This window comes from Paenibacillus sp. KACC 21273 (assembly GCF_028736095.1).
Taxonomy (GTDB): domain Bacteria; phylum Bacillota; class Bacilli; order Paenibacillales; family Paenibacillaceae; genus Saccharibacillus; species Saccharibacillus kyungheensis.
Genome location: NZ_CP117876.1, coordinates 3,503,774 through 3,527,240, shown reverse-complemented (window position 1 = coordinate 3,527,240; position 23,467 = coordinate 3,503,774). Strand labels below are relative to the sequence as shown.

The following is a 23,467-nucleotide window of genomic DNA, read 5'->3' as shown; positions in this document are numbered from 1 at the left end:
GCATCATGGGAAGCATCATGATTAGACAAGCACAGATGGTTACAATGAACGATCGAGAAGAAGTATTTATTGGGGATTTATTGATCGAAAACAATAAAATTGTCAAAATGGCTCCACGTTTGGATGATCATGCCGATCAAGAAATAGATGGACGAGGCAAAACGTTATTGCCAGGATTTATTCAGACGCATATTCATTTGTGCCAGACATTATTTCGTGGTCGAGCAGACGATATGGAACTGATGGATTGGTTACGTAAGCGTATCTGGCCATTGGAAGCTGCTCATGATGAAGAATCGATTTTTTATTCTGCATTGTTAGGAATTGGAGAATTGATTTCCAGTGGAACGACAACGATCTGTGATATGGAGACCGTACATCATACAGATTCTGCTTTTCAAGCGATGGCGCAAAGCGGGCTACGGGTCATCTCCGGTAAAGTAATGATGGATCATGGAACCGATGTTCCTGAACCGTTACAGGAAGACACCGATGAATCTCTTCAAAAAAGTGTAGATTTATTAGAAAAATGGAATGGCTTCGGTGGTGGACGTATTCAATACGCGTTCTGTCCACGATTTGTTGTTTCTTGTACAGAGCGTCTGCTTACCGAAGTACGTGATCTTTCTGCTCAATATCATGTTAAAGTGCATACTCATGCTTCTGAAAATCGTGGAGAAATCTCACTAGTGGAACAAGAACGAGGAATGCGTAATATTGTGTATTTGGATCATATCGGTCTCGCTAATCCACGTCTGATTCTGGCGCACTGCGTATGGCTCAGTGAAGAAGAAAAGCAGATTTTGTACAAACGTGGAGTGAAAGTCACTCACTGCCCGGGTTCAAATCTCAAACTTTCTTCCGGTATCGCTGAAATTCCAGACTTGATGAATCGTCATATCCATGTTGGTCTTGGAGCCGATGGAGCGCCTTGTAACAATAACTTGGATATGTTTCAAGAAATGCGCTTAGCTGCATTAATCCAGAAAGTCCCTCATGGTCCAACGGTTATGGATGCTAGAACAGTATTGCGTATGGCGACGATGGGCGGAGCAGAAGTGCTAGGAATGGCAAAAGAAATCGGCAGTCTAGAAGTAGGCAAAAAAGCCGATGTGGTCTTGCTTGATCTGGAAGATTATCATACATTCCCTTCGTATGATGTAGATGTGTATTCCAGAGTCGTGTACTCGGCAACACGTAGCAATGTAGATACCGTTATTATTGATGGAAGTGTTGTATTGGAAAATCGCCGTGTCAAAACAATCGATCGCAGTATTGTATTACGCGAATCCGATCGTTCGATCAAACGTTTGATGACACGTATGTAATACAGGCTGACTCGCTACCTTAGAATATTTGCAATATTCACATTCAAAAAACAAAGGAGCTGGAGACTCATGGATATGAAAGACCTGTGCAAAATCGCTTTATCTCAACATCAACAACAAATGCGTACAGTTCTTGCTACTGTTGTCCATGTAGAAGGACATGCATACCGCAAAGAAGGAGTCTCCATGATTCTGACTGCTGATGGACAACAATTCGGCAGTATAAGCCCGGGTTGCCTAGAAAGCGATCTTGTAGCTCGTGTAGATGATGTCTGGAACAGTTCCCAAGTATCTATCGTGGAATACGATATGCGTCCAGCAGATGATCTATCATGGGGCGAAAATATCGGCTGTGGTGGGTTATTAAATATTTTGTTGGAGCCAGTCAGAGGTTCCTTTTTGAATGTGATTCGTGAATTGAATGATCGTTTGGATCAAGGTGAAAATGTAGTGCTTACTCGTTCTTTTCAAAAAAATGGTGAGCAGATTGATTATCAATTATCAGATCAACCGTTAATGCTTGCTCATGATGCCAATTCAGGTACTGAATCTCTGTCTGATGGGCAAAAGGATCAGTATACATTTGTTCGTACTTATCGTCCTAAGCCACGTCTTATTCTAATCGGTGCTGGTGATGACAGTATACTTGTAAGTTCGCTAGCACAGTTATCAGGGTTTGATGTAGTTGTAGGGGATTGGCGTGCTGGATTGTGTACAGAGGAGCGGTTTGCAGGCGCTACCTGTATCGTAGGATTTCCGCAGTCTTTATATGAACAAATACAACCGGGTGAACAAGACTATATGATCTTAATGAGTCATAATTTTCCGCGTGAACGAGAATGGGTAGAATTGATGGTAGATCAGCATTGTGCTTATCTAGGCATTATGGGTTCCAAAGAACGAACACGCCGATTAATGGATCAATTACCAGCATACCCTTCGTTACATTCTCCTGTAGGCTTATCGATTGGGGCAGATGGACCGGATGAAATTGCAATCAGTATTATCGCCGAACTGATCGCTGTCAAACGTGGACGTGTACTTGTACCGAGAAAGGATGTTACACATGAACATCACCGCCTTAGTGCTTACAGCGGGTAAAAGTAGTCGTATGGGCAAAGACAAATTGAGTATGCCTTTATATTCAGCAGATAGCGCGCCTGTATCTGAGCCTGTACCGACGATCGGAGGTAAAGTACTATCGACCGTTTTGAGCAATCCACAGATTCAGCATGTAGTCACAGTGACTGCTCCGTATTCTTCACTTGAATGGCAACAAGAAATTCAAGCTTGGACAGACCAATATCCTTCCAAAATGCAACCTGTTATATGCGAACAAGCTCATTTAGGAATGTCATATTCTATTCGTTGTGGTATGAAGCAAGTACGGTTATCTCAAGCAGATGCCGTACTTATTTTGCTTGGCGATCAGCCATTAATCACTTCAACCATGTTAACAGAACTAATAACAATCTATCAGTATCAGCCTGATGTCGACTATATCGCTTCTGCTGATCATGAAGGCATCAAACCTCCTGTGATTTTCCCCGCCCATATGTGGACTTATCTAGAGCAACTGCAAGGTGATCAAGGAGCTCGTAAAGTATTCATGAATCCAGATTTCTATAGCAATATCGTTAAATATCCAGATCATTTTTTCTGGGATGCTGATACGCCTGAAGCTCTAGCTCAAATCCAGCATTATATACGTTCTGCTACATAACTAACTATCATAATCTATTAATAAGTGGATTACTGCTTCATTAGCTATTAGAAGCATCTTATGTAACATAAGTTCTATATAAATAATGATTAGATGAATTTGCTCCTATTATGTTAGTATATATTACATAAATTTCGATTTTGAAGAATTATAAAGTGCATAAAGCACAAAATAAAGCTCTTTATTTATATTTACTACAAATTAAAGTAAGAATAATTGACATAATACCGTAATTTCATTAAGATTTGTTCAATTGATAGATGATGGAGGGTATATTCGATCATCTAACGTGCGAAAAGAACAAATGGAGGTGACATCATGGAAATGAATATAGAGACGAGCAGGATTCCTGATCCTTTTTCACGTAAAGTCTGGGAGCCAGCAGATGCAGAAGAAGCCATGATGATCAAACGTCAATATGGAGCCGACGCAGCATTCGTAGCAGGAGGAACATTACTACGTACGCAGTGGGAAGGCGGTATTGTAAATAGACCTGAGCACTTTATTCGACTAGATACGATTGCGGATCTATGCGGAATTCATGAAAGTGATCAACATATATATATTGGTGCATTAACAAGGCTTCGTGAATGTGGAGCAGATGCTTATATCGCTCATCATGGAGCTACATTATATGAATCGTGTCGTCATATTGCAGCACCTTCTATTCGCAATCAAGCTACGATTGGCGGAAATATAGCTTCTGCTGTAGGGGATGCTATACCTGCTCTACTGGTACACAATGCCTCGCTTCATTGGGCAGATATTGGAAGTGAAGTCACAACGATCGAACAGGATCTTGGCGATTGGTTAGAGATCGTGAAAAGTGGTAGAAAAAGTATGAATGCCGTGTTGTTAGGAATAAATTTGGAGAAACAGAATCGCTTGTTAGGTACAGAATCGATAGAACAGTCTGTCGATCATCAACAAGAGATTACTTTTTTTCGCAAAATTGGTCGCAGAGAAGCATTCACACCATCGCTTGTCACAGTAGCATTTCGCGCCAAAATAGATCCATTAGGATACTTTTCACAAGTAAGAATAGCCGCAGGTGGTGGTTCTGGTATCGCAATGCGCTTATCTACATGTGAACAGTTATTAGAAGGCAATCGATATCAAGCTGATATGATTACTTCTTTAGCACGACTTGCAAGCGATGAATTTATAACATACAGCGATCCTTTTGCCAGTGAACAGTATCGTCAACAAACAGCAGGAAATCTATTAGCAGCAGGATTATGGGAAACGATACATTCACAGATCGAAAGGAGATGATAGCCTATGTTGCTGAATCGAGAAAGTAGTGGAGAACGCTGGCGTAAGCGGAGAGACGGCAAAGAAAAAGTAACAGGAGAATTGCAGTATTTGACCGATATGACTGCTGAAGGAATGTTATATGGACGCGTACTACGAAGTATTCATCCTCATGCACGTATTCTATCATTAGATGTATCTGCCGCAGAAGCATATGAAGGGGTTATCGCTGTAATTACTCATCATGATGTTCCAGGACTGAATCGCTTTGGTATAGCTACACCAGATCAACCCGCATTATGTGAAGATACAGTGCGTTATATTGGAGATGCAATAGCTGCTGTAGCAGCAACTTCATTAGAGATTGCCGAGCATGCTCTTTCTCTCATACGTGTGGAATATGAAGTGTTAGAGACGATTACAGATACAGATAGAGCACTGGAAGAGTCGGCGCCAAGACTTCATCCACAAGGTAATGTATTACATCGGACTCAAGTGAAGCGTGGCAGCACCGATACAGCTCTTGCCAACTGTGCTCATGTTGTTCATCAAGTGTATCGTACACCAAGACAGATGCATGCTTATATGGAGACAGAAGGTGGATTATTTGTTCCTGAAGAAGATGGTCGTCTAACAGTCTATGCCCCTACACAGCATGGATATAAAGACCGGATGCAAATTGCTCGTATTCTAGGATGGGAAGAAGAACGGATTCGTGTCATCTCCAGTCCAATCGGCGGTTCATTTGGTGGAAAAGATGAATTAAATGTACAACCATATGGTTCATTATTAGCACTGAAAAGTGGTCGTCCTATCAAAATGCATAATTCAAGACAAGAATCGGTTCGTGCTGGACTCAAGCGTCATCCGATGAAGATTGAAATGAAAACAGGGATTGATGAATACGGTCATTTAGTTGCTCATTATGTGCGTATCGTAGCTGATACAGGAGCTTATGCAACACTGGGAGCGCCGGTACTTAATTTTGCCACAGAGCATTCAATGGGACCTTATCGTATAGAGCATGTCGATGTAGAAGGGGTATCTGTGTATACCAATAATGGATTATCCGGCGAATTTCGTGGATTTGGTGGAAATCAAGCGATATTTGCGATGGAAGGGCAAATGGATCGCTTGGCTGAATTGATCCAGATGGACCCGTGGGAGTTTCGGATGTTGAATCGGCGCCAGCAAAATGATCCAGGGCCACTAGAACAACGCATTTTACAAACCAATGGTCTTGAACAAGTGATGCAAGCACTGACTCAGTCTAAGCTATGGCAACGCAAGCTACACCCTTCACAAGAGTATGAGCAAGATCGTTCTGTTGAGATTATGAGTGGGATGAGTACGCAGGAGTCTGCATTTCAACCACCATGGATCAAGCGTGGGATAGGAGCAGCACTGGCTATGCATGGTGCAGGTCTCGGTTATGGTATAGATGATCCAGCAGGTGGACGACTTGCGCTAAATGAACAGGGAAAGATTGAAGTTTTCTTTAGCTATGAAGAATTCGGGCAAGGATTGATTGCGACGTTAGAGATCATGTTAATCGATCTGTTTCAATGTGAACCTGATGATCTGAGTATCGTTATCGGAGATACAGATCGTGTTCCTCATAGTGGATCAAGTACAGCTTCACGCTCAACAACGATGGCATGGATGGCATTACAGCGCTTAAAGACTCCTTTTCTCCAAAGCATTTTAACGATAGCGTCTGAGATTACCGGTGTGCCTTCCGAGCAGTTAACTACAGGCAAAGCAGGTATCTGGTTACTGAGCGACGATCTTATCGTTATAGACGAATCTGAACCTGTTATTACGTACCTTGAAATTGCAACACATATGAGTGTAGCAGGCAAGTCAAATGAATTGATTTTTGATACAGAATTTGCTTATCCCACTACACCGGATGCGGTAGTAGGCGGGCATTATTTATATACGTATGCGGCTGTTGCAGCAGAAGTAGAAGTGAATACATTAACAGGACATGTAAAATTGTTGGCTAATTATCATACCGTTGCCGCAGGCCCTGTTATTAACCCGATGGGATTTTTAGGGCAGATTGAAGGCGGTAGTGTGATGGCACTAGGATTTACATTAACCGAAGATGCAGTGATGGATGAAGGACATTATCTGACCAAAAATATGGATACGTATCTTATTCCTACAATCAAAGACATGCATACTTCACTTGAAGTTGAAGCAATCGAAGATTTACCAGAAGGCGATACTTTTGGCCCGCGCGGCATAGGAGAGATTGGCTCGGTTGCACTTGCACCAGCAATCACGGCTGCGATTCGCGATGCTGTCGGAGTATGGGTTCCTCATTTACCAGTGGCAAGGGAATTATTGATTCAACCGATAGAGACATGGCAAGCAGAAAGGGTGAGTCCACGATGAAAACAACAGATACAACATGGCAAGCTACTGTGAATGGAGAACATCGTGAATTGGATATCGATCCTTCGCGTCGTCTGGTCGATGTGATTCGTGGAGACTTGAATCTAACAGGAACTAAAGTTTCTTGCGAAATTGGTCGCTGTGGTGCCTGCATGGTCATGATCGATGGAGAACCGGTCAATTCTTGTCTGACTATGGCATATCAATGTGCTGGTAAAGAAATCACAACGATTGAAGGATTACATGGAGAAAGCAAAGAGCAATTGCATCCGATTCAAGAAGCATTTTTGGAAGAAGGGGGATTTCAGTGTGGATATTGTACACCGGGTATGATTATTTCCACCAAAGCATTGCTCGATCAGACCCCCCATCCTAATGATGATGAGATCAAAGAAGGATTATGCGGTAATCTATGTCGCTGTACAGGATACGGCGGTATTATGCGCGCAGTACAGAGTGCGGCTACCAAATGTCAGCAACAACAGCAAGAATTATCAGATACATCCCACATCGTTCGTTGAATCTATAGGAACAAATATCGTATAGATCTATGCTATATATGAGTGAATCCTTTCCTTACAGCAGATTATTGCATTGAGGGAAAGGATTTTGTTTTGTACATATAGTTGTCCCAGATATACACCTTACATCCTGTAACAAAGGACTATCATCATCAGTATAGACTCTATCCCTTCATAAATGAGCTGTAACCAAAGTGTAATGTAAAACTTTTGGTATTCGCTAAAATTTGGATTGGTAAGGACACCTGAATTGTTATATTATTAACGAACAGGTAAAAGGTTATGCGTTGGCTTTTCATCGGAAAATAAGATGCAATAAGCTGATAGGATTGCTGAATAGTAGACAGACAATGTAATAGATGAAGTATGATTGAATAGCTCATTTTATGGCTAACATACTTGGGCTTGTGATAAGTCAGTGTCTGCACCTAGAGTTCTTATGGATATGGACTCAATCAGCTTCTCCATTACCCGCATTACAAAAGGCAGCAAGGAGGGGAACCTTTGGAAAGCGAATATATAGATTCCATGGAACAACTGGCAGATCATTATTTTCCATCTGGAAATTGGCATATGGTTGAAGGCAAAGGCGGTATGAATAATACCACGATGTTTATAGATCACGCGTCTAGCCGCTATGTGCTACGACGATACGAAACCCATAAAGAACCGGACAAAGTTCGCTATGAACATGAAGTGTTATCTGCGCTTCCTGCGGTTCTAGTTGGACTGAATACACCGAAGCCTGTCAAAGATACCCAAGGACAGACAATTCATGTTACAGGGCCAGTCAATGAAGAGGATTCTCGTAGCGCTGGCAGAATAGCCGCGTTATTTCATTATATGGATGGTCATACACCTCAATTAAGAACAACAGAAGAGATTTTTCACTTTGGTCAGGTGACCGGGCAGTTATCTGCCGCATTGGCGCAGATTGATATTGATCTGCATCCGGTCTATCCGCCTTATTATCGGTTGGGACAATCGTATCCTTTATGTAGTCCAGGTCGATTAGAAGCATTTTGTGCTCATCCGCCTGAAGACTTTAATAGTATCGCAGATATTTTATATCGTATTGGAGAACGTCTGGGTGAGCAGTTGATGCGGATCACTCGTCTGGTATCATTACCTCATCAATTGATTCATGGTGATCTGAACGCATCCAATATGCTGGAATCTACAGATGGACAGATTACAGCGATTTTAGATTTTGAATTTGTGACACGTGATTTACGGGCGATGGAACCGGCAGTCTGTTTGTCAGATATGTTGCAGACAGTCGAATGGAATGTAGCTGATGAGAAGCAGTGTACTGCTTTTTTGCAAGGGTATGCGACCCGGATTCATTTGTCAGATCAAGAGATTGAAGCGATTCCACTACTTATTTTGTTGCGTCGTATCGATGTATTTATGCATTTTTTAAGTCGTTATTTTGAAGGGATCGATGATGCTGACGTGGTAATTGCGCAAGCACAACGTCTGGATGCTGGACTACAATGGTATGAGAAAAGTGGTCCTCTTTTACAATTACTGTGCCGTCGTATCTTTAAATAATGAACTTTGTATTGACGCGAAAATGAAAATAAAAATAGCGAATGTCGAAAAAGTTATCGATATTCGCTATTTTTTTATGTATAACCAAACCATATGCAGGATATCTGTTGTTAAAAAGATATTTCACAATATTTAAATATATTTTATTTGACTATTTTTCTTCATTTGATGCTACAATAGGTAGCAAATAAGAGTCATATTTTGTAAAATGTTAACGTGAACAATATTGATACATCAATTTTAACGATTGAGAACGTCATTGTGTATCCTTTAACAAGTGATCTGTATAAAGGCATAACACCCATTTATAAATGAGCAAAAAGAAAATGTATAAAGGAATGGAGGAATACGATGTCGCTAGGAAAATATATGCAACCATTACGAATCGGAATAAATAGTCAGGATGAACGTCGTAAGATTGAAAATATTCGTCAATTGCCGATCAAAATTTTACAAATAGGAGCAGGTAACTTTTTGAGAGGTTTTTTTGATTGGATGATCTATGAAAGTATTACCCAAGGAAAATATCATGGCAGTATTGCGTTAACCCCACCGACACCCAATGGAGCAGTCAAATTACAACAGTTAGCAGAGCAAGATGGATTGTATACCTTAATTACAAGAGGAGTACAACATGGAGAAGTGACCGAGCACCGATCGATTATTCCTGTTTTCAAAACGTTTATCGATCCGTATACCGAATGGGAGCAATTTTTACAGTTAGCTGAATTAGAGTCGCTGGATATTATTATATCGAATACGACAGAAGCAGGATTAACGTATGAACCGATCGATTATGTTGCAGGAGAGCCATTGCGTAATTATCCTGCACGATTAACTGTATTTTTATATCGAAGATTTCAACATTTTGCAGGAGATTCAAGTCATGGGTTGTTAATTTTACCTTGTGAATTGATTGAAAATAATGGTGATGTACTCAAACAGTATGTGCTTCGTTATGCAGATGACTTTAGATTTGGTACTGATTTTGTGCAATGGATAGAACAATCACAGCGCTTTTTGAACAATCTTGTTGATCGGATTGTACCGGGGTTGCCACCGCAAGAAGAATATGCACGTTTGGTAGAGCAATACGGATATGAAGATTCATTTATCAATACAGCAGAGCCTTATCATCTGTGGGCGATTCAAGGAGAGCCTGAATTAGATAAAAGGCTACCACTGGCACAGATTGGACTTAATGTACACTGGGTGAAAGATTTACAGCCTTTTCAAGAACGTAAAGTACGTATCCTAAATGGAGCTCATACGTTAATGACACCTGTTGGTTTATTGTACGGCAAAACCACTGTGCGTGATGTGATGGACGATCCACATCTTAGCCAATGGATAATTTCAACGATTACAGAAGAAGTGATTCCGTCACTCACATTAGATGAGAAAGAGCTACAGTCTTATGCGACAGAAACATTTGAACGCTTCCGTAATCCTTATCTGGAACACCGATTACAAGATATCGCACTGAATAGTCTTAGCAAATTCAAAACAAGAATTTTACCAACATTGAAAGCGTATACAGAAAAATATAATCAACTGCCTGCTGAGATCGTATATTCACTGGCGGCTTTGATCTTATTATACCGATTACAACCAGCAGAAGAAGGACAACCTCATCAAGCTCAGACATTCTCAGGTGCAACACTGACGATCAAAGATAATAAAGAGTATATTCAGCGTCTTGCAGAACACTGGCAACAACCACAGTTATCCGATATTGTGACTTCTATTTTGTCTGATGAGCAGATATGGGATGAAGATTTAACACAGATTCAAGGATTAGAAGCAGCTATTGTATCAAATATTCATATATTGGAGGAGCAACGGCAATGAATACGATGATAAAAGATTGCATAACGATTCAGAAGCAAGATGATGTTGTGATTGCACTTCGAGATGTATCACCGGGCGAATCGATTATTTTAGAAAATGGGACTATCCTAAATGTCAGCGATCATATTCCACGTGGTCACAAAATAGCAGTACATGATATTGCTCCAGATCAAGATGTGATTAAATATGGATTTTCAATCGGCAAAGCCAAAGAGCGTATTCAACCCGGACAATGGATTCATACGCATAACCTGCGTACAGGCTTAGAAGGCACATTAGATTATCGGTATGAACCTACGCCTAGCTGGAATCCTAATCATGTACCTGAACATTTACAGACATTTGAAGGATATGTACGTGAAAATGGTGAAGTTGGTATTCGTAACGAAATCTGGATTATCAATACAGTGGGTTGTATTAATAAAGTTTGCGAAGCACTAGCGCGTACTGCTCATGCAGATATGCAAGGACGTGTAGAAGGCGTGTATCATTTTCCACATCCATTTGGCTGTTCGCAATTAGGCGATGATCTGGAATATACGAAGCAGTTGTTAGCTTCCCTTGTACTTCATCCGAATGCCGCCGGTGTTTTGGTAATTGGATTAGGTTGTGAGAACAATCAGATTGAACAATTTGCTGAAGTTATTCCAGACGAATATGCTCACAAAGTTCGTTATCTCAAAGCTCAAGAAGAAGATGATGAGATCGAAGCAGGATTGTTACTGTTAGAAGAATTGGTTACTCAAGCAGAACAAATATCGCGTCAACCTGTACCGTTGTCCAAATTAAAAATAGGATTGAAATGTGGTGGCTCGGATGGGTTATCTGGAATTACAGCTAATCCATTAGTCGGTTCTGTAGCTGACCTTATCGTTTCTGCTGGCGGAACGGCTATCTTGACCGAAGTACCCGAGATGTTCGGTGCAGAGACCATCTTAATGAATCGTGCTCAGACTCCGCAAGTATTTAACGAATTGGTAGATTTGATTAATGGATTTAAGCAATACTTTGTTAATCATGGTCAAAATATTTACGAAAATCCTTCACCCGGTAACAAAGCTGGAGGGATCACAACACTGGAAGAAAAATCACTAGGCTGTACGCAAAAAGGTGGACACTCCCAAGTCATCGATGTACTAAAATACGGTCAAAGGGTGCATCAATCTGGATTGAATATTATCGAAGCACCGGGTAATGATCTTGTGTCTGTTACTGCTTTGTCAGCGGCAGGCGCTCATATTGTTTTATTTACAACCGGTAGAGGGACTCCTTTTGGTGGGCCTGTACCGACTATGAAAATTGCTACTCAATCCGATCTAGCCAATCGCAAAAAGCATTGGATCGATTATAATGCAGGTCAATTATTAGAAGGCAAAACGATGGAAGAAGTATCACTTGATCTATTAACATCAATTGTAGATATCGCTTCAGGACGTAAGCAGACTAATAGTGAAAAGCATGGTTTTCGTGAAATTGCTATTTTTAAAGACGGTGTGATTTTATAAAAAAGTGCTGTCTAGTATCTCAAAATAAGCCAGCAAATTCACTCTTCAGAATACAAGAAAAACTAGAAATAAGATTGAAAAAAGCGATACGTAAATGTAATTAAATACATTTTACGTATCGCTTCATTCGTGGTAAAATAAGGATGTTAATCGATTGCTATGTCATATATTACCAATTGAGATTGATATTACTCTAAATTGGTTTTAACTGCTATACGGTGCACTTAGAATCACTGAACCGCGTGCAGGCACTTCAATCGATTGACCCGTATGATCAGGATCGAGCAGATTGGTTACTTGTAGATCGTTCAGTTCTACCGTAGCTACTTCAGCATTATGGTTGAGTAAGAAAATGAATTGTTCACCGTTTTTGACACGTCGTCCAGCTTCTACACCGGCTGGAGTATCTAGAACAGGTTGAATTCCTTTTTGATCAGCTACAAATTTCATAAGACCAGCAATAAACGCTTCTTCTCCATCGGAAGCGATATACCATGCTTCTCCTTTGCCGTACGTATTACGGGTAAGCACAGGCATTCCTTTATAAAAGTCATCACCATAGTGGGCAAGAACTTCGGCACCTTCGGTATGAAGCAAATCGCAGAGCATTCCGCATTCATAATCGCCGTTTAGATCACCTAATGATTGATTCATTACAATCTGGTTCCGCATCGTAGGAAGTAGAGCGTCTGTTTCTTCTACCCAGATGCCAAGCAGTTTGCGTAGCTCGCCAGGATAACCACCAAGTGCAACCAGATCACTCTCGCCTACAATGCCGCTAAAGAATGTGGTGACAAATGTGCCTCCATTTTGCGTAAATTGTTCTAGTTTATCGGCTAGACCTGGTTTGACCATGTACAGAACAGGAGCGATGACCAGCTCATATGCGCTAAGATCAGAATCTACGCCAACTACATCGACCTGAATATTACGGTTATAAAAGGCTTTGTAGTATTTATGTATCTGATCTACATATTTGAGCGCAATTGTTGGCCCACTTGATTTCTCAATCGCCCACCAGTTGTCCCAATCAAACAGTATAGCAACTTTGGATTCAATACGCGAATCAAGCAAAGTATCACCCAATGTCTGAAGTTCGCTACCCAGTGCTGCTGTTTCGCGGAAAACACGAGTATTGGAATGACCTACATGTTCAATCACAGCGCCATGGAACTTTTCACATGCACCTGCTGAACGGCGAAGTTGGAAAAACATAATCGTATCTGCACCATGAGCCACGGCTTGATAGCTCCATAAGCGCATTACACCCGGACGTTTGAGCGAATTGTAAGCTTGCCAGTTTTGTTGACTAGGCGTTTGTTCCATAAGCATAAATGGATCACCATTTTTGATACCACGCATCAGATCATGTGCAAGAGCGGTATAACTTACAGGTGTATCGAGCCCTGGATAGTTATCCCATGAGATAATGTCCATTTGTTTTGCCCATTTAAAATAATCTAAAGGCTTGAAAAAGCCCATCAAGTTTGTCGTAATCAGTGCATCTGGAACAACACTTTTAATCGCATCATACTCTAGTTGATAACATTCGAGCATGCTGTCCGAGTTGAAGCGGGAATAATCAAGAGACATACCTTGAAAGTTCGTATTATCGTCTCCCCATTCTTCGCTTAGATTACTTGGCAATACAATTTCATCCCAGTCATAGAACGTATGACCCCAGAAAGAAGTGTTCCATGCTGTATTTAATGCATCTAGCGTCTGGTAACGTGTTTTGAGCCAGACACGAAAAGCTCGTTCGCAGTTGTCACAATAACAATCGCCACCGTATTCGTTAGATACATGCCAGACCACAATAGCTGGATGATCTTTGTAGCGTTCTGCAAGTCGACTAGCAATCTCTGTCGAGTATTTACGATAAGTTGGACTGTTAGGGCAAGAGTTATGACGACCACCGAATTTGCGTTTTCTGCCGTCTTTGTCGGTGCGTAATACATCAGGATACTTTTTCGCCATCCATGCCGGATGAGCAGCTGTACTTGTGGCAAGGCAGGTATAGATACCGCTTTCATAAAGGCTATCGATTAACTCATCCAACCATTCAAATTGATAATGAACCTCATCGGGTTGATTGCGTGCCCAAGAGAATACATTGACTGTGGCGATATCGATTCCTGCTTGTTTAAATAGTTGTAAATCTTCTTGGTGAGTTTGTTGATCCCATTGCTCAGGATTATAATCACCACCGTAAAAAATTTTAGGAAGTTTGCTGCTAATCATGACTGTCACTCCTTGTATAAGAATAACTCTATAGTAATTCAACTCGTTCCCTTATAAAATATAATAAAATGCGCTTAGTATATAAAAATATGGAGATTGGAAGTGAAAAATATGTACGTAACTATACCTGACCGCCGTTTTTTTACAGAGCTCAGAGACTTACAGTTACCTATTCATATGGAGAGTATCGGGTACAATGCTGATCAAGAATCGATTGATCGTCCAGACGGGTATCCTTGTTATCATTGGATTCAAGCGGTAAATGGAGAAGGCGAGCTTTATTTTGGCGGAACCAGCTATACGGTCAAAGCAGGATCAGGTGTATTACTGGCACCCCGAGATGCTCATGGATATCGTCCAATAAGCGGAGTATGGGAGACGGCTTATTTAACATTTGGTGGCCCGCAATCTCTTGCGATTGTATCTACACTCGGCTTATCGCATTCAGCTTATTATGAATGGGATCGTGGATGTGAATTAGAGACTTTTGCTAGTGGTCTATTGGGACAGATTCGTAGTGATCGTGATCTATCCGGTCTGGATACCAGTTCAGATCTATACCGCTTTTTAACATTGCTCAAAAAGCATGGACGTGTAAACAATCTTCCTTCGTTATCGCATACAGTCGAACGACTCAAGCCATTGATGTCATTTATGGAATCTCATTATGACGATCCTAATATCGGGCTTGAAGATATGGCAGATCAAGTAGGCGTAAGTGCAAGGCATTTAAATACATTATTCCGACAGACATTCGGTATGACCGCGTATGCGTATTTTATTTTACTACGTATTCGTAAAGCCAAAGAACTGATGACACTTTATCCACGAATGACGATCAAAGAAGTGGCAGGTCAGGTAGGATTTAGAGATTCCAGTCATTTTGTAGCTACATTCCGTAGATTAGAAGATGTAACGCCTGAACAATTTCGTAATTTGTATTGAATATAACTTCTATTGCATATAAGTGGGAGTGCATGTGAGTTCGAAGCAATCTATAAATGACATAATATTTGTCTAATCAATGAATCATGAAGCGGATAGGTCCGATCTGCTTCAATTATTGAGTTGATTTTATTAAGCGCTTACAATATATTGATAACCAGTGTGATATCAGAAAGGGGATGATCAGGTGAGTGTAGAAAAGATATGGATTGATGTAGAAGACGATATGAATACTACAGAAGAAAAAGCTTATTTGGTACCATTTATAGTGGATTCTTCAGATAGTGTGGTTATTGTATTGCCAGGTGGAGGATATGAACATCGTGCAGATCATGAAGGCGCGCCTGTCGCACAGTGGTTAAATGAACATGGTATTTCTGCTTTTGTACTTCATTATCGTTTATTACCAAAACAGCAACGTATTCCGTTAGAAGATGGTAAACGTGCTATTCGTTATGTTCGGGCACATGCAGCTGAATATGGAATCGATCCGTCCAAAATAGGGATATTGGGATTTTCAGCAGGTGGTCATTTAGCCGCTATTACCGGTACGGTATATGAAGAACAACCGATAACTGTAGCAGGAATCACTCAATCGATCAGTTCGAGACCGGATGCGATGATGTTGTGCTATCCCGTTATTACGATGAAGCACTACGGGCATGAAGGATCTAGATTAGCTCTTTTGGGATCAGATGCTTCAGAGGAACAGATAGCTGATTATAGCGCAGAGCAACGTGTTACCGCACAGACCCCGCCTACATTTATCTGGCACAATACAGATGATGATGTAGTACCTGTACAAAATAGTTTGCAGATGGCACTGGCTTTAGAACGGCATCATGTTCCATTTGAATTACATATTTATGAGAGTGGTGGACATGGGCAGGGGCTTGCTTTGGAACACCCAGTTATGGGAAACTGGACCAAGCAATGTATGATTTGGCTTCAACGTCAGGGTTGGTAATCTATACACTAGCCGATGACCCTATTTTTGTCAGTGTAGAGGAGATGGATAGAGATGAAAATTGAAAAAAACAGCACATTATTAATGATTGGTGACTCGGTTACAGATTGTGGACGCGGTCGACCTGTAGGGCAATACTGGGAGATTGGCAATGGGTATGTGTCTTTAGTCGATTCTCTTTTGCAAACGGTTTATCCTGATTATAATATTCGTGTTCTTAATACAGGAACGAGTGGAGATCAAGTCAAACATCTCAAAGAACGCTGGGAAGAAGATGTGTTCAAACATGATCCAGATTGGGTATCTATTATGATCGGGATCAATGATGTATGGAGACAATTCAGTCATCCGCTAGAAACTGATTGGCATGTATATTTAGAAGAATATGAACAGACTTTGCGTGAACTGGTACAACAGACGTTACCGAAAGTAAAAGGATTAGTCTTAATGACTCCTTATTACTTATCGACAACGACTGAAGATCCGATGCGTGCCACAATGGATGTATACGGGGAAGCAGTGAAGCGAATTGCGCAAGAAACAGGAGCGATCTTTGTCGATACTCAAGCTGCTTTTGACGCATTATCCGCTTATGTATATCCAGCTTCATTATCCAATGGATGGGATCATGTTCATCCGAATCAAAATGGACATTTAGTGCTTGCTCGTTCATTCTTGCAAGCTGTTCAATACGATTGGAACCGTTCTACGACATAATGGAAATGTAAGGAGTGATACTTATTAAGACCTATACAGCAAATATCGTAATCGATGCCAAAGCCAAATTAGGTGAAGGACCAAGTTGGGATCAATCATTTGGGCGATTATTATGGGTAGATATCGAAGGCTATCAATTGCATATTTATGATCCATCTACTCAGCAAGATCGTACAGTAGATGTGGGGGAACATATTAGTGCCGTAGTACCTTATTTGGAAAATGAAGTGATTGTCGCACTGATTAGTGGTCTGTATCGCTTGAATATTCAGACAGGTGAGAAAATCTTGATTCATGATCCTGAAGAAGGTAGACCGGGTAACCGATTTAACGATGGTAAATGCGATCCAGCAGGGCGTTTTCTTGCAGGAACAATGAGTTTGAATGGAGAATCAGAGCAAGGCGCATTTTACAGCTTGAGTACAGAGGGCAATGTTTCTTTGCTGATAGATGAAGTGTCCACGTCTAATGGATTAGCATGGAGTGCAGACCATAGCACTTTATATTATATTGATACACCAACACTTGAAATTGTATCTTTTGATTATGATGTGCAAGAAGGTACAATTTCGAACAAACAAGTGATTGCTACAGTAGATGAAAGTGAAGGATACCCTGACGGAATGACGATCGATGCAGAAGGTATGTTATGGGTCGCTCGGTGGGGAGGTCAACGTGTCTCACGTATTGATCCGACCAGTGGAGAAGTCATAGGTGAAGTATCGTTACCTGTAAATTGTGTGACTTCTTGTGCTTTTGGCGGTGAACATCTGGATGAACTGTATATCACTACAGCGCAAGATGATAGCGAAGATCAACCTTTAGCAGGCGGTTTATTTATGGTTAAGCCGGGTGTAAAAGGTATGCCTACTATTGCTTTTAATCAGGGGCAGCGTGCATCTAGTCTTGAGCAATCTATATCGTAATAGTAAATATTCTATAAAAACAGCGCAAAAAGCTTCAATCGATCGAGACTGAAGCTTTTTGCGCTGTTCCCAAGTCTGTGTAACACAGACAAGGCTACATATTCGGCAGAAATAGAAGAAAAGAAAAGTGATCTTAACTTCTTTTAAGCGCGAATATCTAGTGATCCTCCCAAATTCGGGTGAGGTGCTTGTTTGAGCATTTCTGCCATCTGTTGACCTTGTTGTTCAGCCATGTCTTTAGATAACGAAAGTACTTTGATACCTACAGCTTGTGAAAGCGAGCTTTGGCTCATTGCTGTGGATAATGCAGCGATATCCATGATAGGACCTCCTTTCGTTGCCTTTATTGGATGAGAAGGCATACCTAATATATATCGGACAACTTTTTCAAAATATAAATGAAAAGTATAGAAATTTAATCTTATTTTCAGGCAATCATCAGATTAATTTCATCTGGAGTGGTTAAGATACATGCATACCCCTTTTGAAATAAATATAAATATAGACCCTGTCGGTTATCGGCAGGGTTCTTTTTTTGTTTATTCATGTAAGGAAAATGTTAACTATATGTAAAATGTAATCTGAAATGAAGGGCATTATTAAATATTACTCACAATTTATGTTTGTTAAATTTACATAAACCTATTTTAAAAATCACAAATGTAAGTTAAAATAATCTCAGTTCTTATATTATTTAAATAAAAAATGGAAGGAAGTTGATGTATGAAAAAGATTTTGTTTACAGCTATGACGTTTATGATGTTGGTTACGATGTCGGTTTTATTTCAAGGCGAGGGCAAAATACATAATACGGTATACGCAGCAGCAGCCTATGATTACACGCTTACTTTTCCAACGAGTCGTTACCCTGAAACAGCAGATCATATCAAAGATGCCATTGCAGATGGACATTCTGATGTTTGTACGATTGATCGTGATGGAGCAGACCAACGACGTGAAGATTCTTTAAAAGGAGTACCTACTAAGTCCGGTTATGATCGTGATGAATGGCCAATGGCGATGTGTCTGGAAGGCGGAACAGGAGCAGATATCCGTTATGTGACCCCGTCAGATAATCGTGGAGCAGGTTCTTGGGTCGGCAACCAACTCACCAAATATCCAGATGGAACCAAAGTGAAATTCATAGTGCAATAATCAACTTTAGATGTCATATGTATACCTATTTTAAAATACAAAAAGTCCCTACAGTCATTGTAGGGGCTTTTCAATTTATATATCGCTATATCTATTACTATATTTATCCTGCTGATCTAAGCTTAGGATACATTCCTTTTGAACCATAGACATGATATGATACGATAGCTTTGTACATCGTAGAACTAACATATGAGGTAAAAATAGACTGTGCTACGAAATATTATAAAGACAGGTGAGCGTAAGATGAGAGTCATATCAGGTAGTGCCAAAGGACGTCCATTAAAAGCTGTACCGGGTAATGGAACACGTCCGACAACAGATAAAGTTAAAGAATCAATTTTTAGTATTATTGGACCTTATTTTGATGGTGGCAAAGTATTAGACCTTTTTGCAGGTACAGGTGGTCTGGGGATCGAAGCACTCAGCCGTGGTATAGAGCAAGGGGTATTTATAGATTTGGAACATAAAAGTATCGAAGTGATTCGTGGCAATCTACAAGCAACAGGGTTAACGGAACAAGCAGAAGTGTACCGTAATGAAGCAGGACGTGCGCTCAAAGTATTAGCCAAACGCGAAGCTACATTTGATCTTGTTTTTCTCGATCCTCCTTATAAAATGAAAAATGGTATTGAACTGATGAACGAAATGCATGAACGTGGATTGTTAGCGCCAGCCGCAACGATTGTTTTGGAATATGAGTCAGGTCATGATTATCCACAAGAAGTAGAACATTTTGTAGGTATTCGTCATGCAGTATATGGAGAAACAGCGATTAATGTATACGAATATGAGCCACAACAACAGGGAGGACAACCATCTCATGAGTGAACATATCACCAAGTCCCATCTAGCCGTATATCCAGGCAGTTTTGACCCTGTTACGATGGGACATATGGATATTATTCATCGCGCTGCTAAACAGTTCGATCATCTGGTTGTAGCCGTTCTAAACAATATGAGCAAAAAGCCCTTATTTAGTGTAGAAGAACGAGTCGAATTGTTAAAAGAAGTTACTGCCGATCTACCTAATGTGACGATTGAAAGTTTTCGCGATCTGTTAGCGAATTACATACGTGAACGTCAAGCACAGGTGATTGTACGCGGTATTCGCTCAGTGACTGATTTTGAGTATGAATTACAAATGGCTTCGATCAACCGTGAACTCAATCCTGATGCAGAAACGATTTTTATGATGACCAATCCGAAATATTCTTATTTAAGTTCTAGCGTGGTCAAAGAGATTGCTCGCTTTAATGGAAAAGTGTCTGACTTTGTACCTCCTATTATAGAGCAACATTTAAAGCAAAAATTCAGTCAAGGACCGGATAGTGAGTAACTAGATTGCCAATATGGAATTGAAAACATAAGCATGGGATAATAAGAGTAGCCATGAATATAGGCTGTAAAAGAATCAAAGGAGCGAAAACCATGCCTGGCCGATTATTAAAATCCCCGATGAGTCGCAAACAATCTTTATTGTATATCATCTGTGTTGTTATTCTTGTGTATGTGCTTGTGTATATGCCAACACCTTATATGATCAATGGACCTGGTAGCGCAGATGAACTGAAGCCGATTGTCAGTGTGACAGGTGGACAGAACGATGAAAAAGGAACATTTATGCTAACGACTATCTCTGTAACGTATGCTAATACAGCGATGCTGATTGCTTCTTTGTTTGATTCTAACGAAGAAATTGTCCGCAAAACGATCCAGAGTAATCGTGCTGAATACGAAGCAGAGCAGTTGTATTACATGAGTAGTTCACAATCTTATGCGATCGCTGCTGCCTACAAAAAAGCAGGTATTCCTTATCGTGTACAGCCGCAATATGTATTTGTCGTCAGTGTACCCGATACCAATACAACGATTCATGCAGGAGATAAATTCATCTCTATTGATGGTCAATCGATTACTTCTTTTGAACAGTTGGAACAAGTCTTAAAAACTAAAAAAGACGGTCAGCAAGTGAAAGTAGTACTAGAACGTGCAGGCTCACAAGTCACCGAACAAATTGGACTAACCCAATTTAAAGATAGTCAGGGACAAACACGTGTCGGATTTGGCGTGTCGATCGGAGAAGTGCAAAAAATTGCGCCTGAGGATGCCAGACATGAAGTCAATTTTGCCAATACGAATATCGGTGGGCCTTCGGCTGGATTGATGTTTACTTTAGAAATCTATAATCAATTAACAGCAGGGGATTTGACCCGAGGACATCGTATTGCAGGTACAGGAACGATTAATCCTCAAGGTCAAGTGGGAGAAATTGGTGGTGTTCAGCACAAAGTAGTCGCTGCTCAGCAAGCAGGAGCTACTATTTTTCTAGTGCCTCAAGGCAATTATGCAGATGCCAAAGCGCAGTTATCCAAAATGAAATCCTCTATGCAATTGATTCCTGTCAGTACTTTGGATGATGCACTAAAAGCATTAAATACATTATCTACTTCGTAATATTAATTTGGATTATACATGTCTATACTCTTATCGGAGAACGTTGATAATCCGAATATAAATAAGAAGATTGTTGCGCCGCAAAGCAAGAAGCTTGAATCGCGGAAGCACGAATATCTAGTTCCATATGAGGATGATCGGTATCTGTTGGTCGTGTAATCACCGGCAGAGAAGCGGTCTTTTTCATTTGCCGTAATAATTCTCTACCTGTATTGGTAAAGCCTAGTACACGAATATAGCCGGGTCCTTTTTTCAAATTAGCAGTATTTAATACAGATGTCGTATGACCTAATAGCAAGTGAGCGATAAGCCGTTGTAATCGGGTATACGTATAACGTTTGGTTTTGAGTGCTGTAATCAGATCGGTAATACTGCAATTTTGCAAAGTAGGTAATATTTTTTTGAAGCGGTATTCCAAGCCTTCACTCATATCATAATACTGTGCCAATTGTTCAGGTGAATGAGTTGTAATCATTTGAAATAAAGATTGCCATAGTTGATTAAGCTCTACAGCACCTCGTCCTGCTGCAACTTCACGCTGAATAATACTCATCGTAGTCTCTGGCAAATACGAAGAGGCTTGCTGATCATTATTAAGAAGTAACTGACGTACCGCTGTAGCACTTGCAATTTGATGATGAGTCGGTTGCAGATCATGATACTGAGATTGTTCGCGCTGGATCGTAGCAGGAACTATCGAACTATGTAGACGATTAAGCGCAATAATATATTGAAGTCCGAGTGTATTGTTAGGTTGTGCTAACAAAGATGCGGCTTGATCTGGTATACTATAGAGACGGGCTACTGCTTGACCAAGCGCTCGAGGATAGCTTATGCCTTCTTTGAGACTATTCTGTATCAGCAGGCGCAGTTCAGGTGATTCATTCGTTAGCAGGTCAGCTAAAGCCTGTAATTGGGAGAGCGAACCAGACTCACTGCCGAATACGAGTGAATGTACGATTCCAGTATGTTCAAGAAGTGATACAGCTCCATAAGCGAACCATTCAGCAGGTTGTACCGTATAAGCAGAAGGCAGTTCGATCACCAGATCGCAGCCAGCTTGTAATGCCATTTCTGTGCGTGCCCATTTGTCAAAAATAGCCGGTTCACCACGTTGTGTGAAGCCACCGCTCATCACAGCTACAATAGCATCAGCTTGTGTGTGTTCGCGCGTTTTTTGCAAATGAAGTAAATGTCCGTAATGAAGCGGGTTGTATTCAACAATAATTCCTGCGACTTTCATAGGTAGGCTCCTTTATCAAATTTCAAGCTTTCAGATCGAATATAGGTATAAGTATAAACGAAAATAGGTGTTAACCAAAATACCTTAACAAATATTCATTGACAAAGCTTGCGTATAATCGGTATAATAATTTTTGTTTGTTTGGAGTGATAATGATGCAATTTCAATTTAGAAAATTGGCGCAAAGCGATCAACCGATAGAGTTTCATGACACGCTTGACATGAGTTCCATTTTAAAGGAACATAGCGATGTTCTGTCTTATACACCTCTCCAAGTAGATGTGAAAGCGGCGCAAAGAGTCAATGAAGTGGTTGATGTACAAGGAACACTGAAACTTGACTTACAGATGGCGTGTGTACGTTGTCTGAAGCCTGTGGATTTGAACTTACAGTTCAAGATTCAGGAAGAATTCAAGCATGGTGAAGAACCAGAAGATGTAGCAGAAGACGATGATACGCTGTATGTGAATACAGATACTGTTGACCTAGCTCCATATATGGAACAAGCTGCTGTACTTGAACTTCCACCTGGAGTATTATGCAGTGAAGACTGCAAAGGTCTTTGCCCGACATGCGGAGTCAACCTGAACGAGCAGGATTGCGGTTGTGACAACACACCTATCGATCCTAGAATGGCAGGACTCAAAGATTTCTTTAAGTGATTTAATGATCATGTA

At 40.6% G+C, this 23,467-nt stretch carries 21 protein-coding genes; 18 read left to right on the top strand and 3 right to left on the bottom strand.

From position 1 onward, the window contains the following. Positions 1-5: 5 nt before the first annotated feature. The 9 genes from PQ460_RS15375 to PQ460_RS15335 all read left to right on the top strand — a co-directional run bounded on the left by PQ460_RS15375 (position 6) and on the right by PQ460_RS15335 (position 12,139). Positions 6-1,328: a 5'-deoxyadenosine deaminase gene (locus PQ460_RS15375; protein WP_274170350.1), complete on the top strand. Its 1,323-nt coding sequence runs from the start codon at positions 6-8 to the stop codon at positions 1,326-1,328. A gap of 69 nt (positions 1,329-1,397) precedes the next feature. Next, positions 1,398-2,429, top strand: a complete 1,032-nt coding sequence (locus PQ460_RS15370; RefSeq protein WP_273615721.1) for an XdhC family protein — start codon at positions 1,398-1,400, stop codon at positions 2,427-2,429. Continuing rightward, the gene (locus tag PQ460_RS15365) at positions 2,395-3,051 is read left to right on the top strand and encodes a nucleotidyltransferase family protein (RefSeq protein ID WP_274170349.1); all 657 of its coding nucleotides are present in this window, start codon (positions 2,395-2,397) and stop codon (positions 3,049-3,051) included. Before PQ460_RS15370 ends, PQ460_RS15365 begins: the two co-directional genes overlap by 35 nt. A gap of 318 nt (positions 3,052-3,369) precedes the next feature. Beyond that, entirely contained in the window at positions 3,370-4,326 is a 957-nt protein-coding gene (locus PQ460_RS15360; protein ID WP_274170348.1) for an FAD binding domain-containing protein, read from the top strand. A 6-nt stretch (positions 4,327-4,332) separates the two neighbouring features. Further along, on the top strand, positions 4,333-6,708 hold the full coding sequence (pucD, locus tag PQ460_RS15355; RefSeq protein WP_274170347.1) for a xanthine dehydrogenase subunit D: 2,376 nt from the start codon (positions 4,333-4,335) through the stop codon (positions 6,706-6,708). After that, entirely contained in the window at positions 6,705-7,229 is a 525-nt protein-coding gene (locus tag PQ460_RS15350) for a (2Fe-2S)-binding protein (RefSeq protein WP_274170346.1), read from the top strand. Before pucD ends, PQ460_RS15350 begins: the two co-directional genes overlap by 4 nt. 504 nt (positions 7,230-7,733) lie before the next feature. Further along, on the top strand, positions 7,734-8,783 hold the full coding sequence (locus PQ460_RS15345; RefSeq protein ID WP_274170345.1) for a phosphotransferase: 1,050 nt from the start codon (positions 7,734-7,736) through the stop codon (positions 8,781-8,783). Positions 8,784-9,134: 351 nt separating this feature from the next. Further along, positions 9,135-10,634: a tagaturonate reductase gene (locus PQ460_RS15340; RefSeq protein ID WP_274170344.1), complete on the top strand. Its 1,500-nt coding sequence runs from the start codon at positions 9,135-9,137 to the stop codon at positions 10,632-10,634. After that, the gene (locus PQ460_RS15335; RefSeq protein ID WP_274170343.1) at positions 10,631-12,139 is read left to right on the top strand and encodes a UxaA family hydrolase; all 1,509 of its coding nucleotides are present in this window, start codon (positions 10,631-10,633) and stop codon (positions 12,137-12,139) included. Before PQ460_RS15340 ends, PQ460_RS15335 begins: the two co-directional genes overlap by 4 nt. A gap of 204 nt (positions 12,140-12,343) precedes the next feature. Here the strand turns inward: PQ460_RS15335 and PQ460_RS15330 are convergent, their stop codons facing one another. Further along, positions 12,344-14,380, bottom strand: coding sequence for a beta-galactosidase (locus tag PQ460_RS15330; RefSeq protein ID WP_274170342.1), 2,037 nt, complete (start codon positions 14,378-14,380; stop codon positions 12,344-12,346). Between the two features lie 111 nt (positions 14,381-14,491). Here PQ460_RS15330 and PQ460_RS15325 point away from each other — a divergent pair, with 111 nt between their 5' ends. From PQ460_RS15325 to PQ460_RS15310, 4 genes are all read left to right on the top strand, one after another. After that, entirely contained in the window at positions 14,492-15,325 is an 834-nt protein-coding gene (locus tag PQ460_RS15325) for an AraC family transcriptional regulator (protein WP_204825023.1), read from the top strand. A gap of 187 nt (positions 15,326-15,512) precedes the next feature. Then, on the top strand, positions 15,513-16,292 hold the full coding sequence (locus PQ460_RS15320) for an alpha/beta hydrolase (protein ID WP_274170341.1): 780 nt from the start codon (positions 15,513-15,515) through the stop codon (positions 16,290-16,292). Positions 16,293-16,346: 54 nt separating this feature from the next. Continuing rightward, positions 16,347-17,009, top strand: a complete 663-nt coding sequence (locus PQ460_RS15315) for an SGNH/GDSL hydrolase family protein (protein ID WP_273615731.1) — start codon at positions 16,347-16,349, stop codon at positions 17,007-17,009. A gap of 14 nt (positions 17,010-17,023) precedes the next feature. Then, positions 17,024-17,935 carry an SMP-30/gluconolactonase/LRE family protein gene (locus tag PQ460_RS15310; RefSeq protein WP_274170340.1) on the top strand — a complete coding sequence of 304 codons (912 nt, stop codon included), beginning with the start codon at positions 17,024-17,026 and terminating at the stop codon, positions 17,933-17,935. A 143-nt stretch (positions 17,936-18,078) separates the two neighbouring features. Here PQ460_RS15310 and PQ460_RS15305 read toward each other — a convergent pair whose 3' ends face one another. Then, positions 18,079-18,255, bottom strand: coding sequence for a YjfB family protein (locus PQ460_RS15305; protein WP_274170339.1), 177 nt, complete (start codon positions 18,253-18,255; stop codon positions 18,079-18,081). 451 nt (positions 18,256-18,706) lie between these two features. On the opposite strand from PQ460_RS15305, the gene PQ460_RS15300 reads away from it, so the two are divergent. The 4 genes from PQ460_RS15300 to PQ460_RS15285 all read left to right on the top strand — a co-directional run bounded on the left by PQ460_RS15300 (position 18,707) and on the right by PQ460_RS15285 (position 21,547). Next, positions 18,707-19,090, top strand: a complete 384-nt coding sequence (locus tag PQ460_RS15300; protein WP_273616281.1) for a NucA/NucB deoxyribonuclease domain-containing protein — start codon at positions 18,707-18,709, stop codon at positions 19,088-19,090. Positions 19,091-19,336: 246 nt separating this feature from the next. Next, positions 19,337-19,921, top strand: coding sequence for a 16S rRNA (guanine(966)-N(2))-methyltransferase RsmD (gene rsmD, locus PQ460_RS15295; protein WP_274170338.1), 585 nt, complete (start codon positions 19,337-19,339; stop codon positions 19,919-19,921). Then, positions 19,914-20,429, top strand: coding sequence for a pantetheine-phosphate adenylyltransferase (gene coaD, locus PQ460_RS15290; RefSeq protein ID WP_274170337.1), 516 nt, complete (start codon positions 19,914-19,916; stop codon positions 20,427-20,429). Before rsmD ends, coaD begins: the two co-directional genes overlap by 8 nt. 119 nt (positions 20,430-20,548) lie before the next feature. Next, positions 20,549-21,547: a YlbL family protein gene (locus PQ460_RS15285; protein WP_274170336.1), complete on the top strand. Its 999-nt coding sequence runs from the start codon at positions 20,549-20,551 to the stop codon at positions 21,545-21,547. Positions 21,548-21,569: 22 nt separating this feature from the next. On the opposite strand, the gene PQ460_RS15280 is transcribed toward PQ460_RS15285, so the two are convergent. Then, positions 21,570-22,790, bottom strand: a complete 1,221-nt coding sequence (locus PQ460_RS15280) for a nucleotidyltransferase (protein ID WP_274170335.1) — start codon at positions 22,788-22,790, stop codon at positions 21,570-21,572. A gap of 221 nt (positions 22,791-23,011) precedes the next feature. Here PQ460_RS15280 and PQ460_RS15275 point away from each other — a divergent pair, with 221 nt between their 5' ends. Then, positions 23,012-23,452, top strand: coding sequence for a YceD family protein (locus PQ460_RS15275; RefSeq protein WP_273615737.1), 441 nt, complete (start codon positions 23,012-23,014; stop codon positions 23,450-23,452). Positions 23,453-23,467 lie beyond the last annotated feature (15 nt).

What these genes read in the sequence shown, in the direction of transcription:
- PQ460_RS15285 (WP_274170336.1), top strand. Translation starts at nt 20,549, where the DNA reads ATGAGTCGCAAACAATCTTTATTGTATATCATCTGTGTTGTTATTCTT.
- rsmD (WP_274170338.1), top strand. Translation starts at nt 19,337, where the DNA reads ATGAGAGTCATATCAGGTAGTGCCAAAGGACGTCCATTAAAAGCTGTA.
- PQ460_RS15330 (WP_274170342.1), bottom strand. Translation starts at nt 14,380, where the DNA reads ATGATTAGCAGCAAACTTCCTAAAATTTTTTACGGTGGTGATTATAAT.
- PQ460_RS15375 (WP_274170350.1), top strand. Translation starts at nt 6, where the DNA reads ATGGGAAGCATCATGATTAGACAAGCACAGATGGTTACAATGAACGAT.
- PQ460_RS15350 (WP_274170346.1), top strand. Translation starts at nt 6,705, where the DNA reads ATGAAAACAACAGATACAACATGGCAAGCTACTGTGAATGGAGAACAT.
- PQ460_RS15325 (WP_204825023.1), top strand. Translation starts at nt 14,492, where the DNA reads ATGTACGTAACTATACCTGACCGCCGTTTTTTTACAGAGCTCAGAGAC.
- PQ460_RS15365 (WP_274170349.1), top strand. Translation starts at nt 2,395, where the DNA reads ATGAACATCACCGCCTTAGTGCTTACAGCGGGTAAAAGTAGTCGTATG.
- PQ460_RS15275 (WP_273615737.1), top strand. Translation starts at nt 23,012, where the DNA reads ATGAGTTCCATTTTAAAGGAACATAGCGATGTTCTGTCTTATACACCT.
- PQ460_RS15280 (WP_274170335.1), bottom strand. Translation starts at nt 22,790, where the DNA reads ATGAAAGTCGCAGGAATTATTGTTGAATACAACCCGCTTCATTACGGA.
- PQ460_RS15315 (WP_273615731.1), top strand. Translation starts at nt 16,347, where the DNA reads ATGAAAATTGAAAAAAACAGCACATTATTAATGATTGGTGACTCGGTT.
- PQ460_RS15340 (WP_274170344.1), top strand. Translation starts at nt 9,135, where the DNA reads ATGTCGCTAGGAAAATATATGCAACCATTACGAATCGGAATAAATAGT.
- pucD (WP_274170347.1), top strand. Translation starts at nt 4,333, where the DNA reads ATGTTGCTGAATCGAGAAAGTAGTGGAGAACGCTGGCGTAAGCGGAGA.
- coaD (WP_274170337.1), top strand. Translation starts at nt 19,914, where the DNA reads ATGAGTGAACATATCACCAAGTCCCATCTAGCCGTATATCCAGGCAGT.
- PQ460_RS15300 (WP_273616281.1), top strand. Translation starts at nt 18,707, where the DNA reads ATGTCGGTTTTATTTCAAGGCGAGGGCAAAATACATAATACGGTATAC.
- PQ460_RS15360 (WP_274170348.1), top strand. Translation starts at nt 3,370, where the DNA reads ATGGAAATGAATATAGAGACGAGCAGGATTCCTGATCCTTTTTCACGT.
- PQ460_RS15335 (WP_274170343.1), top strand. Translation starts at nt 10,631, where the DNA reads ATGAATACGATGATAAAAGATTGCATAACGATTCAGAAGCAAGATGAT.
- PQ460_RS15305 (WP_274170339.1), bottom strand. Translation starts at nt 18,255, where the DNA reads ATGGATATCGCTGCATTATCCACAGCAATGAGCCAAAGCTCGCTTTCA.
- PQ460_RS15370 (WP_273615721.1), top strand. Translation starts at nt 1,398, where the DNA reads ATGGATATGAAAGACCTGTGCAAAATCGCTTTATCTCAACATCAACAA.